The sequence below is a fragment of the Micromonospora profundi genome, assembly GCF_011927785.1.
Taxonomy (GTDB): Bacteria; Actinomycetota; Actinomycetes; order Mycobacteriales; family Micromonosporaceae; genus Micromonospora; species Micromonospora profundi.
In genome coordinates, this window is the sequence record NZ_JAATJK010000001.1 from 3,239,070 (window position 1) to 3,252,574 (window position 13,505).

The window sequence follows — 13,505 nt, forward strand, 5'->3', positions numbered from 1 at the left end:
TCCGTTGGTCGGTAGGGGAGCTCAGGCAGGATCGTCAGCGCGCTGAGGTGCTGACCGGTGCTGCGGTCCCGGGCCGGGGCCGTGGGATCGACCGTGGCGGTGCGGCGGCGGTGAGGTCGGCGACGAAGGCGTCGATCTGGCCGTGGGTGATGCCGGGCATACAGATGAGGTGGCTGGTGTCGCCGTCGGTGGCGAGCAGCCACTTCTTGCGTACCTGCTCGGGTGGGGTGGGCAGGACGACGGTGAAGGCGTGCGGGTGTCGCCAGGCGGGCCAGCCGACGGCGGTGAGCTGCTCGACGGTGTAGGCCGCGAGTCGGCGGGCGTGGGTGGTCCGCCAGCGGTGTCCTTCCCGGCCGTGGGTGGCGATGGCGTGCCATAGCAGCGCGGCGGCCAGGCCGCACCGCGAGCCGGTGATCGTGGTGTCGACGGTGGCGGTGTAGGGGACGTGGCGGTGGTGGGTGCGCAGGTGGTCGCGGATGAGGACGACTCCGCACGGTGTCGGCACGCCGAGGAATTTGTGGCCGCTGATGGCGATGCTGTCGATGCCGCCGGCGTCGTCGAGGCGCAGCCGCCCGTCGAGGGCGAGGGGGATGCCGGACAGGGCTGCGTCGACGTGCAGGTGTCCGCCATCGGTGTGCTCGTCCAGGACGGCGCGGATGAGGGCGGTGTCGTCGACCGCCTCGGTCATGGTGGTGCCGGCGGTGGCCACGACGATGGCGGGCCAGCGGCGCCGGGTGCGGAGCTGCGCGGCTAGATGCGCGTAGTCCATCTCCCCGTCGGTGCGGGCGTCGACGAGGACTCCCCGCGCGCCGAGCAGTCCGACGGTTTTGGGAATCGAGTAGTGCGCGGCGCTCGAGTGGTAGATCCGGGCTGTGGGGTGGCGTCGGTAGGCGGCGTGGAGGGCGGACAGGTTGCCCTCCGTGCCGCCGGTGGTCACGTAGCCCCAACGGTCGTCGGTTGGCATGGCGAGGATGTCGGCGAGCCAGGTGATGACGGCCCGCTCCAGCACTCGTGTGTGTGCGGTTCCACCCGTGTCGGCCGGGTCGCCGATGTTGTTCCACAGGCGGTTGCCGAGGCGCGCCAGGACTTCGCTGTGGTCGAGGTCCACTGCGCCGGGAAACCCGATGCTCGTGGCCGCGGCGGCGTCGGCCTCGCGGACGAGGTGGTCGAGGGCAGCTGCGACGTCGATCGGGGCACGGCCGAGGTCCACGGCGTCGGCAAGGTTCAGGGTGTGGGTCACACCGGCCGCCCGGAGTGCAGGTGGGTGGTGAGGGTGTGGTTTAGCGCGCCCAGCTGCCGCCATACGTGCCGGGTGGCATCGTCGCAGTCCTTGGTCAGGTTCTCGTGCCGGTTGAAGTAGGTGACCCGGTCCGGGTCGAGGGTCCGGTTGCAGCGGATGCCGTCCACGCCGAGACGTGCGTGCGGGTCGCGGTCGATGTGCATCGCAGTGCCGTCGGTCAGCAGCACGTAGCACTGGCCTTTGAGGTCGAAGACGGACAGGCGGCGGCTGGTGGCTGGCAGGTCTCGCAGTGTGTGGGCGAGCTGGTACCAGCGGCCCTGGTCGGAGTCGAGGGTGCTGACGCCCACGCCGACGTAGGTGGACCCGTTGGGCAGGCTCATGTCGCCGCCGTTGACCATCGAGCCGTCCGGCCCAAGGGGATGCCAGCGGCGCCGTGTGGAGGCCGCGCGCGCGATGTTCTCGCTGGCCACCTCGGCGAGGTCGGCGAGCAGCCGGGGAAGGTCGTCGGCTTCTGGGGAGGCCAGCCACAGCCGGTAGGCGGTATGCAGCTGGTAGCCGTACGGCTCGGTCGGAGCGTCAGAGACGAAGAACAACACCACCCCGTGCGGGCCGATCGCGTGGCGTTGCCCGAAACGCTGATCCGCCTCCACCATGTGGCCGGTGTTGATCCGCTTGCACCGGTAGGCGACCTGCTTGCGAAGGTCAGCCCAGCGGCGGACCTCCGGCGGCACCCCATCACCGACCGGCACATGCTCGAACGCCGACGAGGGCGCGGGCAGAAGCGGTGGCGGTGGGACCTTGGCTTCAGGCGGTCGCGGGTAGACGGGTGGCACACGAGCCTCCCGGTAACCCGGCGGCGGCACCTGGGCCGCAGATCCCGGCGGGCCGGCGGGCGGTGCTGCCGATGAGAGATCCGGCCGCCAGCCCGAGTTGACAGCGTCGACGTCGTAATGCCTGCCCGGAGGCGGTACCGCAGCGTGGGTCATCATCGTCGCGCCCTTCAGATCGAGATGTTGATGGCGTCGGGGACGGCGTGTGTCTTCGGGCTGCCGCGGCCGATGCCGGCGTAGACCTCCGGCCGGGCCTGCCGTAGGTGTCCGGCCCACACCCCGCCCACGACGGCAGTGGCGGCGAGGATCGCGGGCAGGAAGAACGGATACATCGACCCGGGGGTGGCACCGAGCAGGGAACCGACGTTGCCCACCATCAGGGCCAGCACCACCGAGCCGCCGAGCACGCCCAAGGCGGGGGCGAGCCGCCACTCCCACGCACCGGCCTGCGGGCCGCGCACGCTGGCCGGGGCCGTCATCGCGGCCACCGAGGCGGCCAGCAGCAGGCACAGCAGGCCCATCGCTCCCAGCGTCGACAGCCAGGTGAACATCACCGCGATCGGGTCAGCGCCGGCCAGCGCGAACGCGCCCACCACCACGGTTGCAGTGCCGGTCTGCGTCAGCGACCCGCCGCGCGGCGCGCTGACCCTCATCGCGCTGCCGGTTTGCGCCAGGCCGGCGGGCAGGACACCTTCGCGGGCCATCGCGAACACGTACCGGGCGACAACGCTGTGGAAGGCCAGCATCGAGGTGACGATCGCGAAGATCAGGACCAGCTCCGCGAGGGGAATCCACCAGCCGCCGAGACGCTCCAACACCGCGAACGGCAGCCCGGCTGCAGGGTCGGCGGCCGCCTCGGCAACGGAGCCGGGGCCGACCGCCACGCCCATCGCCCACGCGGCGAGCGCATAGACCCCGCCCAGGACGACCACTCCCCCGATGGTGGCCCGGCCGACCGACCGGCGGTCGATGGCCTCTTCGACGAACGAGCCCGGGGCGTCAACTCCCATGAACGCGGCCACGCAGAACGCGACCGCACCTCCGATGCCACTGACCGCCAGTCCCGAGGCATCGAAGCCCTCCCAGGACAGCCCACCGGCCGCAGGCTGTCCGACACCGGCCAGCACGAAGGCCGCGACGATCAGCAGCGACACCGTCAGAACGGCGGCCAGCACCCGGGTGGACAGCACGATGGCCCGCACCCCCAACACCCCGACCACGGCCAGGGCGATGCCCGCCCACACCCACCACGCGCCGCCCAACTGCGCGGCCATCGTCGCCCCGAACAGCCCGAACAGGCTGGTCTGGATGGCGTTGTACGCCACGAGGGCGACCAGCCCGGCGGCGACACCCCAGCCACGGCCGAGCCCGTTGGCGAGGATGCCGTAGTAGGCCGCCGGATGGCCGAGCTGGCGGGCCATCGCGGTGTACCCGACCGCAAGCACCGCGACCGTGCCCGCCACCAGCACGAAGACCAGGGGCAGGGCCGTCGCCTTCCTGGTCGCATAGGTGGCCACGATGCCTCCGGCGAGCACCACCATGGGCGCCGACGCCGCCGCCCCGAACACCCACAACCCGAACGGAGTCAGCGTCCGCCGCGCGAGGGCCACCTGCATGTGCCTCGACTTCACCGCTGCCCCCGCTGCGTGGAGTCCGGGCAGCCAGAGCGGCGGCAGCCGTTCACCGGATGACGGTTCACGTCGGCGGCGTTGGCGGCCACGAGGTACACCGCTGTCGGCCTGACCGGCCCGCTACGCCAGTAGTCCCGGTCCCGGTCGAGCCGCCGCTGCGCAAGGTCGGCCCGAGGTGTGAACCCGAACAGGTCGTGAGCGCCGTCCGGCCACTGCCGCCGAACCGCGTACCCCCACGCGTACTCCGTCGACGCCACATCTCCCACGCCTGCGGCGGCGCTAGGCGCGGTGGGCAACCGGGCCGACCACCGCCCGGCGTTCAGCCGCCTTGGTGGGGAGATGGAGAGGGATCGGGTGAGAGCAGACAGCATGAGGGGTGCCTCCATCGATCAGGGGTGCAAGGGTGGACTGCTGTGAGGTCAGCACTGGCAGGTGATCAACAAGTGGTGCTCGACAGACCGGACGGTCAGGGAGAACGAGGTGCTGCCGCTGCTGCGGCCCGACCTCGAAATGGCGTCGCGGAGCGATGCAGGCGCACCCGGCGCGGTAGTCCGCCGGTTAGCCGCTCGCCTGGCTGAGGCCGCCACATCCGCCACAGCGCCGGGCCGCCCGGCTCCAGCAGGATCGGTGAGCGTGGCTCGTAACCGAGCCAGGCGAACAGGTCCTCCCGAGGACGGGTGCTGCTGATCTCCGTGTACGCCGGCAACCCCTCCGCATCCAGCCTCAGGTGGTGGCTGACCAGCAACGCTCTCGCGGCACCGCCCCGCCCGGGGCGGGCCGCGACATGCGCGAGGTGGTGGTGTGGTGTGTGGGGCAGCACCGCGTCGACGTAGGCGTGCAGCAGGGCGAACCGGGGAGCGTGTGGCCCGAGGAGCCGATCCAGGTCGTACATCCACGTCGCAGCCGGCGGGGCTGGTTCCAGCCGCCTGTACCAGACCGTCACAGCGGCCAGGTCGTCGGTGGTGTCGACCTGGCCGTGCTCGAACCCGTGTGTCAGCACGAGATGCGCATAGCGGTGCAAGAGGGCCGGCCGCTGGGCCACGTCCGGAACCAGCCAGGCTCCTATGGGCCAGGCGACAAACGCGTCCGCGATGACCGTCGACAGCGCCGGGAAGTCCTCTTCGACTGCGGGGCGTACCGCCGCTTCCACCAGCTTCATGGCGCGTCCCTCGGTGTGCGGTCGGGGCCGGTGCCTTCGGCCACCGTGTGCAGCCCGAACGTGGACTCCACGGCGCGTGCTGACCGGTGGCGGGACACCCACAGCGCCGAATCGAGCGCGCGCTCGAAGGTGGCGGCGAGGTGCAGGCTGTCGGGGGCGACCCCTGCCACGGGCAGGCGCTCCCGGGCGACCTCGATCAACCGCGGTGAGCCGCAGACGTAGAACGCCTGCCCTGGGCGATGGTGGTACAGGGCCACACTGAGCAGGTCGCCCTGCGCGGCCGGTTCGACGTCACGGTCGTCGGAGAACGCCAACACCACCGTCAGCCAGTCAGCATGCGCCTGCTGAAGCTCGTTCAATGCCACCGCGTCGTAAAGATCGAGGAGGGTGCGTGAGCCCACGACCAAGGTCACCCGCCGGTTGATCGGCGCCGCAGCCACCTGCTCCACCAGCGCACGCATCGGCGCAAGACCGGTGCCCCCCGCCGCCAGCAGCAGGTCGGCCTCACCGGCGGCCTCCAGCGACAGCCCGACATCGAACGGCGGTCCCAACCACAGCAGCTCCCCCGGTGCCACTCGCTCGACCAGCACGGGCGAAACCGCGCCGTCCGCGAGCGCCCGGATGTGAAAGTCCACCGTCCCGTCTGAGCGAGGAGCGTTGGCGGGCGAATACCATCGCCACTGACCCGGCAGCCGAGGTGTGCAGACCGGCATCGCCTGACCAGGTAGGTAGCGAAGGCGCCGCATCGGCCGGACGGTCAAGACTGCGACGTCAACGGCCGCCGCGTCGCATGCCACAACTTCGCCGACCGTCACGTGGGGACCATCGCCCATGGCCTCTGCCGCCCTCTCCGCCAGACGGATCGCTCGTCGGCAACCGCGCTCCCAGTAGGTCGCCAGCTCCGGCTCCCAGCTCGTGCCCGAGAATCGCCGCAGCGTGTCCGTCATCGCCGCCGCGACAACGGTCCCGTGGTACGGATACAGCCCGAAACGCCGGTGCATCCGACCCAACACCGCCAAAGCGGCCCGCCGACCAGCCGGGTCGCCCCGGCCCGTCACCACACGCCCGAGCGTCGAGAAGAACATCGGCGCAAGTTGTTGCGGAAGGAACCGCACGCTGCGGTCCTCCATGTACGACCAGAAGTGATCTGCGGCCAGGTTGTGCACAGCAAGTGCCATCGCCAGCGATGCCTCCGGGTTAGCCATCGTGGCAACCGTTCCTCAGACGACGGTCACCCTGAGGCTGCGCCAACCGCGAGGAGCCTATGAACGAATCACGACGCCCCTTCGCCGATGCCCAAGAACCAAAGCCGACATGCTCACGGGCAGTCTGATCGCCGACGGAGTGGGGATTGCGGGAGCTGCCTGTCGGCCGCTTTGCCTTCGAACCGGCATCGATCACCGGGCTCAACGGCCTGGCAATTCCGTGCTCGGGCGGAACATCGCCGATCGGGTCGAACGACCGATCGTCGGCCGGAAGGAACCATTTTCTCCTCCGCATTCCACGCCACCCTTCTCCGCGATCGGTGCCTCTCAGCGGGGTTTCTGACCCGTCCTTGGCCAAGGCAAATGCCGACACCACACGAACATCGGGTTCGATGCGCTTCGTCGTACTGGCCACCGCTTACCGCGCCTATTTCCGTCGTGTCGGGTCTGCCGATGGACGTAGCGTCGTCGATAAACTGGGCCGACAGCAGGCGTGCGCCGTGTGCACACGCAGCTGCACACAACGCTTGGGGGCGACGTGGAAACTTTCGGGCACATGCTCAGGCAGCACCGCACGGCAGCCGGCTTGTCGCTACGAGATCTCGCAGTCCTCGTGAGGTTCCAGTACAGCCACATCTCGCAGGTAGAGCGCGGGGAACGTCGGCCTACTCAGGCAATGGCAGACGCGTGCGAGCGGGCCTTGGCGGCCGGGGGCGTACTGGTAGAGGCATACCGACGTGAGCAGTCAGGTGATACCGACATGCGCAGACGCATCGTTCTCCAAGCCATGAGTGCGCTCGCCGCAGCGCCTACTGTGGACCGGGTCGTCGGTTTGGAAGCGTTACGGCACGGCCTCGGCGCCGCCGTCGACGTGGAGCACGACGAGTGGACTGACATCGTCGACGCGTACGGCCGAAGCTACTATCAGCAGCCGCAGAGCCGGGTGATGGACCAGCTGGGCCGCGATATGGCCGTGTTACAGCATCAGATTGCCGTCGATCGCGGCGACCGCCGGCCTCTGCTGCTACAGGCTGCCGGCCGACTATCGGTCATCATTGCTCTCGGGCTGGTCGCGTCCGGCCAGGTGATGGTGGCTCGCCGGTGGTGGCAAACTGCGCAGCGGGTCGCCGACGAGTCCGGTGATCCGGACACCCAGGTGCTCGTGCGAGCCTGGGACGTAGTGAACGGCTGTTACGACGGACGGCCTGCTGACCAAGTGGTGTCGCTGTCGAGCGAGGTGCTGCCGCTGCTGCACGGGCAAGCCACCGCTGCGACGTGTGGCCTGCTCGCCGGACGGGCCCAGTCACTCTCTCTGGCCGGCAGGCACGCGGAGGCGATCAGCACGGTGGAACAGCTCGGGAGCATGGTTGAGCGGCTCCCGGCGGCGGTAGTCGATGACGTAGAGAGCTTGTGGGGCTGGCCAGAGCACCGGCTTCGACACACCGAGTCGTGGGTGTACACACACGCGGGCAACTACCGGAGGGCAGAGCAAGCGCAGGGCCGCGCGCTCACGCTGTATCCAGCGTCGCAGACGCGGCTACGCACTCAGGTGCAGCTACACCAAGCGGCGGCGCTCATCCGCAATGGGCATGTGCCGGACGGGCTGCGTCTTGCGGCCGACCTGATGGACGGGCTGCCGGCCGAACAGCACAACGAAATAGTTCGTAGCGTCGCCCGCCAAGTCGCTGCAGCCGTGCCCGAGCCCGAGCGAGGCCGGCCACTATACGACGATCTGCTCAGCCGGGTACGGTCCTGACTGCCACACGAGCACAACTCGCCGGCGCTGCCGCAAAGGGATCGGCCCGTAACATCCGGTCATGCTCAGCTACACCGCTCACACTGGCCCGACCGCCAGCCATCTCTTCGGTCCTCTCGAAAGCCTGTACGCCCTCGTGTATGCGGAGCCCCCCTACAACGAGGGGCCGGAGCAGGTCGCCAGATTTCGCGAGGGCCTGCCCGGGGAAGCCGCCCGGCCCGGGTTCACGTTGATTGCTGCGGGTGAAGGTGGGCATCTGATCGGAGCGGCGTACGGCTGGACGATGCCCGCTGGCACCTGGTGGTCCCGAGCCGAGCAGGAACCCTCGCGCGAGGTGCTCGGCGCGGACAAGTTCGCAGTGATGGAGTGGGTCGTGCATCCCGAGCGGCGGGGCGAGGGCGTCGGTTCGGAGTTGATGCGGCGATTGCTCGCAGGCCGGCTCGAACGTTGGGCGACCCTCGCTTCGGATCCCCGGTCGCCCGCCCGAGCCATGTACGAACGAGCCGGATGGAGACAGGTTGCGACGTCGGTGCTCCCGTGGGGGCCGCCCATGGACCTTCTGGTCCTGCCCCTGCCGGTCGTCGACGTCTGACGCTCCGTTGGAACCGCGCCGAGGGTGCGAGGGTCCCCCGCTTCCCCACGTTCCTGAAGGAGTAATTGCGACCTCAGGCGAAGGGACGCGCGAGGCGGCGGCCGTTCAGCTATCTGCGACGTTTGCACGATGCCGGTGGTGGCGCAGCTCGGTGGCCGATGCCACCACCGGTATCGCTGCTGCTACCGCTCTTCCGGGCTCGGACGGCGGCTGCTGAGCATGCGTACGGTGGTGCTCAGCTTGATCGGCGCGTCGTCGGGGCCTCTGAGGAAGGGGTGGATGTAGACGGGGCGGCGCAGCGATCGGCCCGGGCCGTGGGCTTGGTTGCGCCAGTGGCCGGAGACCCAGAACCGTATCGTCTGAGAACGCTCGTGGCTGCCTGGCGCCGGTCCGTCCGGGCCTGGGGTGCTGCGGCGACCGCGGATGCGCACGATGCGCAGCTCGGGTACGGGTCGGTTGGTGCGGGCGTAGGTCTTGGCGACGGCTTTGTCGACTCGTGCCGTGGTGACGTCTGCGGTTTGCTGGGCGATCAGCAGCCAGGTCGCGACCAGCGCTGCCGCCGGATGGTCACCGGGTATCAGGTGCTGTTCGGGGAGGTGGGCTGCGCTCGTCGGGGCGAGCCAGCCGACCTGTTCGCGTAGCCGCTGCAGTGGCTTGCCGTGCAGTCCGGCGCCGACGGTGCGGTAGAGGACGACGTGCCATCCGTGGATGGTGTTGGTCCAGGACGCGGCGGTGAGCTGCCGAGGTGTGACTGGTCGGGGCCAGATGAGCATTCCGTCGGTCGCGGGGGTGAGGTCGCGGCTGAGGTGTACGTCGGGGAGCTGGGCTGCGGCGTGCTCGGCCAGGTCGGTGAAGTCGGTGTCGATCCAGTACAGGTGTGAGCGTTCGAGACCGGCGGTTATCTGCTGACGTGCGTCGGTGATTGCGAGCGTGGCGGGCAGGTTGTCGGTGCCTCGGTAGAAGCGGGTGAGGCGGTCACGGACCTTGGGCAGCTCCGCGGCGGTGATGGTGGTGGCCGGCCAGGCGGTCGTCGTGATGAGTGTTCGGCCGGGGAGTCGGGCGTTGAGGAACGTCTGGTGTAGTTCCTCGATTCGTTGTCGTGCCTGTGGGTGGTTGGCGAGGCCGAGTGCCTGTACGGCGCGGTCGATGACCTTGTCGTTGCGGCCGTCGTCGATGTGGGTGTGGCAGGCCGCGCATGCTGCCCAGGAGTGGCCGAAGTCCTGGACGAGCCCTGCGGTGGGGCCGATGGCGATGGCGGTTACCTCGCCGCCGCGCAGTGTCCAGATCGGGTAGGGGTCGCCGCAGAAGTCGCAGCTTCGGCGCACGGTGTCGAGCTGGCTGACCGGGACGGGCGCTGGTTGATGTCCGTCGGTGGCGAGGTGGGTTGGGTGTACGTGGGTGGGTGGCATGCCGAGGGTGTTCAGCGGGGAGAGGCAGGTCTGGCAGGCCATCTCTTCGGGCGGGGCGGTCATGCCGTGGCCTCGCCGGTCGGCTGGCGCCGGTCACGGAGGCGAGGCCCGCGACGGTGGTGCTGTGCGGGCGGCATGGTCATGCCCGGCTGGTAGGTAGCGTGGCGGTTCCGGCCGTTTCGCTTGGCGTGGTACATGGCGATGTCGGCGCGGTGCAGGGCCACGTCAGTGAAGGGGTCGCTGGTGTCGACGAGGGCCAGGCCGACGCTGGCGGTGATGGTGACCGTGGCGGGGCTGCCGCCTGCGGGAGACGCGACGGGTTGGGCGATGATCGTGGTGATGGTGTCGGCGATGCGGTTCAGGTCGTCGGTGCGGGCCGGCAGCAGTGCGGCGTATTCGTCGCCGGCGAGCCGGGCGGCGGTGCCTCCGTGAAGGGCGGCGATGTCGGTGATGCGGTCGCCGATGTCGATGAGGAGGCCGTCTCCCCGGCGGTGGCCGTGGGTGTCGTTGACGCGTTTGAAGTCGTCGAGGTCGATCAGGGCGACGATCAGGGGCTGCGCGGGGGCGGTTTCGGCGAGGGTCGCGTGTGCGGCTTGCAGGCCGGCGCGGTTGAGCATGCCGGTGAGCGGGTCGTGGAGCATCGATCGGGTGGCGTCGGCGAGTTGGGTGCGGAGGCGGTGAATTGTCGGCCAGGCGGTGAGCCTGCCCAGGGCGAGCGCCACCATCGCGGTGGCGATCATGATCAGTGGTAGGGACACTGGGTTCCTCCTTTGCAGGAGAACCCGGGACGCGATCGTTTCGAGGCGGCGCGTCCCGGGTCCTGATACGACGACGGCCCGCCTCTGGGGCGGGCCGGGTTGCGGGTTCGTGCCGCTCTGGCTCACGGCATCGGTGACGACGAACCTCCCGAGGAGGCGTCATCGGGGCGGTTCAGTCAGCACTGCTCGTGGTGGTGTGCCTGCGAGTGGGTTGGAGCATCGGTGTGCGATGTGACGTCAGCCGACCGGAAGTTGGTGTCAGCGGCGCACCGGGTGCGCGGCCTGGTCGGCGCGGAGTTTGGCGGGTAGGTCGGCTGGTATCTCGGCGTAGGGTGCGACGGCTATCAGCACCTCGGCCGGGTCGAGAAGCGTCTCGATCCGGCCGAGCTGGATGGTGTCGGGTTGGTGGTGAGGTTCGGTGACCGGGTCCCAGGTGAAGTCGACGACGGTGGCGACGTACGTGCGGTGGGGGTTCCAGCCGACCTGGATGGTGTACCGCTCGAACCCGGGTTTGGGTGTGAGGGTGTACAGGCTCATGGGTTCCTTTCCTGGGTTGCTGCCTATGCCCGGCGCGTCCGGCGCCCGTAGCAGGTCGTGCAGCAGCAGCCGACCTGGATGGGTTCTGCCGGGTGAGAGGTTCCTTCGTCGCGGGCCCACTCCCCCGTCGTGAGCCGCGCTGCTAGGCCCCGACCGGGTCTGCTCCGCCACAGCCGGAGCGGGAGCACGGCGTGCTGTTGCCGCCCCGGGTCAGACGGCGAGCGGGGGTGCCGCGCCGGCAGGTGGGCCGATGCTCATGCCGGCAGGTGGCGGGCGCGTTCCTCTGCCACTTCGATGATCTTGTCGCGTCGTGCGGCGGGCAGGTCGGCGAGCAGGTCGGCGTAGTGCTGTTCCTGCGCGGTGAGCGGTTCGGCGAACGCCGCCTTGTAGGCCAGGCGCGCTGCCTCGTGTGCGGCCTCGATCGGGCCGCTGTGGTCGTAGGCGGAGGTGACCTGGCGAAGTTGTGCGGCTGCCGTGAGCGGGTCTCGGGACAGGGTGTTGTCGTAGAGGCGGAAGGTCGTCGGAAGGTCGGCTGCGGTGATCGCGGTGATCAGGCACAGGTCGGCTTGGACGTCGTAGGAGAACGCCTCGGTGCGGGTGGGCGTTTCCCCGCGGGCGCGCAGTGCGGCGCGTTCGGCGTGCCAGCGCAGTCGGGCTTCTTCGGCGGTGCGGGCGAGGGACAGCAGGATGCTGCGGATGGGATCCATCGTGGTTACTCCTGATCTGAGGCGGTGTTCGGGTTCGGGGTGGATGGGTTGGGGTGGGTGCTGGTGGTCGCCTGCTCGAGAGCGGAGGGCGGCAGACCGGCGTGCAGGGCCTGCAGGAGCAGGTCGGCGAGTTGGTAGTCGGGGTCGATCTGCAGGGCCCGCTCGGCGGCCATGACGGCCAGGACGCCGTCACCGCAGCGCCATGCGGTGAGCGCGAGGACGGTCGCGGGCGCCGGCACGAGCGGCTCGTCGGCGCGGCGGGTGATCTCGGCCCAGAAGGTGACGTGCTGGTCGTGCGGTTGAGTGAGGTCGACGGCGAGGTCCCGCACGGGCTTGTGTGTCAGGAGCACGGTCAGCCAGGCCACCATGTGGTCGGTGAGACGTGTGCCGTCGTCGTGCTGTCGGAGCGCGCCGCGGACCGTGTGGACGCCGGCCTCGTACACGGCGGCGCTGCCGCTGGCCTTCAAGGCCGCCATGCGGGCGGTCGCCTCGGTCGTGGCGTGTCGTATGCCGTCACCGGTGCTGTCGACGGTGGTGAAGCGGCTGGCCACTGCCGCCCGGTCCGGCATTGCGACGAGCCCGGCGACGGTCGCGTGCACGGCGACGAGTGAGGTGGTGGGGTCGACGGGGGTTCCCTGTGGTGGGCAGCAGCCGGGATCGTCGCAGGTGAGGCTGAAGATGCGGCTTTCGGTGACCCGCAGCAGTTCCCGCACGGCCAGGCCGGTGGCGGTGAACGCATCGCCGACGACATGCAGTGCCGGGTCGATGTGTCTCTGGGTGCCGTAGCCGACGATCACGAGGTCGGTGATCGGCTGCTGGCGCTGCACGACCGGGACCAGGTGAGCGGTGAGGTCGCGCAGGTGATGTGCGGGGGATCCGGGGGCCGGCAGGTCACCTCGGGCGGCGAACACGATCCGCCGGTCTCGGCAGGCGATCACGACGATGCTGCCGTCGCTGGGATGGAAGCCGATGAGGTACGGCACCGCGGCAGCCAGGTCGGCCGTTGATCGGACCGTCAGTTTGTTTTCGGGGAACGACACGTTGATCTCCCGTCAGAGTGGGGCGCAGCCGTCGTTTCGGCATGCAGAGCACGGGCCTGATCGGCCGGGCTTCCGCCGGTCATCGCTGCGCCGCCGGCAGCAGCCGAGGGCACGTCCGTGACCAGACCGGCGCACGCAGCCACCCGAACGACGGCCGTGTGGTGGGCCGGGTGTACTTCGGTGTGTTGGCCGCGAACGTGCTGCGCAGAAGGTCGGGCGGGGCGGGTTGACGGAGGTCGTCTGGGACCTCGCCGTGTGTCGGGTGCCGGGTGGGACGACGCATGTTGTCCTCCGTAGGACAGCGAGAAGGCGGCCACCGGTTGGTGGCCGCCTGAACGGATGGTGAAGCCGCGCCCTGGTCGCGTTTGGGCGAAGAGTGTGGGTTGGTACGTGCCGGATCCGAGGCTGGCGGCGGCGGCCGACCATGGTTGGTGGGCGCGATGCCGTCGCGCGAGGCGTCAGATCAGAGGCACAGAAGGTAGGGAGAGCCCTCAAGCTAGCCTGTCCGGGAGTGCCGTCGGCGGGGCTGTCAGGTTCGGCCTCCTGGCAGAACCTGACAGCCCGGCAATCCACACTGGCCATAGTGGGACTCGCCGGGACTGCCGCCCGCCTGGCTGATCTCGTCCGCGGCTTGGTCAAGC

The 13,505-nt window shown here is 69.8% G+C and carries 14 protein-coding genes; 3 read left to right on the forward strand and 11 right to left on the reverse strand.

The genetic code is table 11. The features are described from left to right. Positions 1-34 precede the first annotated feature (34 nt). The 6 genes from F4558_RS14235 to F4558_RS14260 form a co-directional block, all read right to left on the reverse strand. A complete protein-coding gene (locus F4558_RS14235; protein WP_167944583.1) occupies positions 35-1,240 on the reverse strand; it encodes a histidine decarboxylase in 1,206 nt (401 codons plus the stop codon). Next, on the reverse strand, positions 1,237-1,971 hold the full coding sequence (locus F4558_RS14240) for a hypothetical protein (protein WP_312877334.1): 735 nt from the start codon (positions 1,969-1,971) through the stop codon (positions 1,237-1,239). The genes F4558_RS14235 and F4558_RS14240 overlap by 4 nt, the downstream gene beginning before the upstream one ends. Before the next feature lie 269 nt (positions 1,972-2,240). Beyond that, positions 2,241-3,686, reverse strand: coding sequence for an APC family permease (locus F4558_RS14245; protein WP_167947464.1), 1,446 nt, complete (start codon positions 3,684-3,686; stop codon positions 2,241-2,243). Between the two features lie 11 nt (positions 3,687-3,697). Beyond that, positions 3,698-4,072, reverse strand: coding sequence for a hypothetical protein (locus F4558_RS14250; RefSeq protein WP_167944585.1), 375 nt, complete (start codon positions 4,070-4,072; stop codon positions 3,698-3,700). Between the two features lie 95 nt (positions 4,073-4,167). After that, positions 4,168-4,860, reverse strand: a complete 693-nt coding sequence (locus F4558_RS14255) for an N-acetyltransferase (protein WP_167944587.1) — start codon at positions 4,858-4,860, stop codon at positions 4,168-4,170. Beyond that, a complete protein-coding gene (locus F4558_RS14260; RefSeq protein ID WP_167944589.1) occupies positions 4,857-6,065 on the reverse strand; it encodes an FAD-binding oxidoreductase in 1,209 nt (402 codons plus the stop codon). Before F4558_RS14260 ends, F4558_RS14255 begins: the two co-directional genes overlap by 4 nt. Before the next feature lie 556 nt (positions 6,066-6,621). On the opposite strand from F4558_RS14260, the gene F4558_RS14265 reads away from it, so the two are divergent. Both F4558_RS14265 and F4558_RS14270 read left to right on the forward strand, forming a co-directional pair. Further along, positions 6,622-7,821, forward strand: coding sequence for a helix-turn-helix domain-containing protein (locus tag F4558_RS14265; protein WP_167944591.1), 1,200 nt, complete (start codon positions 6,622-6,624; stop codon positions 7,819-7,821). Between the two features lie 61 nt (positions 7,822-7,882). Continuing rightward, positions 7,883-8,413, forward strand: a complete 531-nt coding sequence (locus F4558_RS14270; RefSeq protein ID WP_167944593.1) for a GNAT family N-acetyltransferase — start codon at positions 7,883-7,885, stop codon at positions 8,411-8,413. Positions 8,414-8,595: 182 nt separating this feature from the next. Here the strand turns inward: F4558_RS14270 and F4558_RS14275 are convergent, their stop codons facing one another. The 5 genes from F4558_RS14275 to F4558_RS14295 all read right to left on the reverse strand — a co-directional run bounded on the left by F4558_RS14275 (position 8,596) and on the right by F4558_RS14295 (position 12,864). Next, positions 8,596-9,885 (reverse strand): hypothetical protein, encoded by a 1,290-nt coding sequence (locus tag F4558_RS14275; protein ID WP_167944595.1) that lies wholly within the window; start codon positions 9,883-9,885, stop codon positions 8,596-8,598. Beyond that, positions 9,882-10,580, reverse strand: a complete 699-nt coding sequence (locus F4558_RS14280) for a GGDEF domain-containing protein (RefSeq protein WP_167944597.1) — start codon at positions 10,578-10,580, stop codon at positions 9,882-9,884. The genes F4558_RS14275 and F4558_RS14280 overlap by 4 nt, the downstream gene beginning before the upstream one ends. A 258-nt stretch (positions 10,581-10,838) precedes the next feature. Continuing rightward, positions 10,839-11,117, reverse strand: coding sequence for a hypothetical protein (locus F4558_RS14285; protein ID WP_167944599.1), 279 nt, complete (start codon positions 11,115-11,117; stop codon positions 10,839-10,841). 254 nt (positions 11,118-11,371) lie between these two features. Beyond that, positions 11,372-11,824 (reverse strand): hypothetical protein, encoded by a 453-nt coding sequence (locus tag F4558_RS14290; RefSeq protein ID WP_167944601.1) that lies wholly within the window; start codon positions 11,822-11,824, stop codon positions 11,372-11,374. Positions 11,825-11,829: 5 nt separating this feature from the next. Next, positions 11,830-12,864, reverse strand: coding sequence for a DUF4192 domain-containing protein (locus F4558_RS14295; protein ID WP_167944603.1), 1,035 nt, complete (start codon positions 12,862-12,864; stop codon positions 11,830-11,832). 41 nt (positions 12,865-12,905) lie between these two features. Here F4558_RS14295 and F4558_RS14300 point away from each other — a divergent pair, with 41 nt between their 5' ends. After that, positions 12,906-13,094, forward strand: a complete 189-nt coding sequence (locus F4558_RS14300) for a hypothetical protein (RefSeq protein WP_167944605.1) — start codon at positions 12,906-12,908, stop codon at positions 13,092-13,094. The last annotated feature ends 411 nt before the right edge of the window (positions 13,095-13,505 follow it).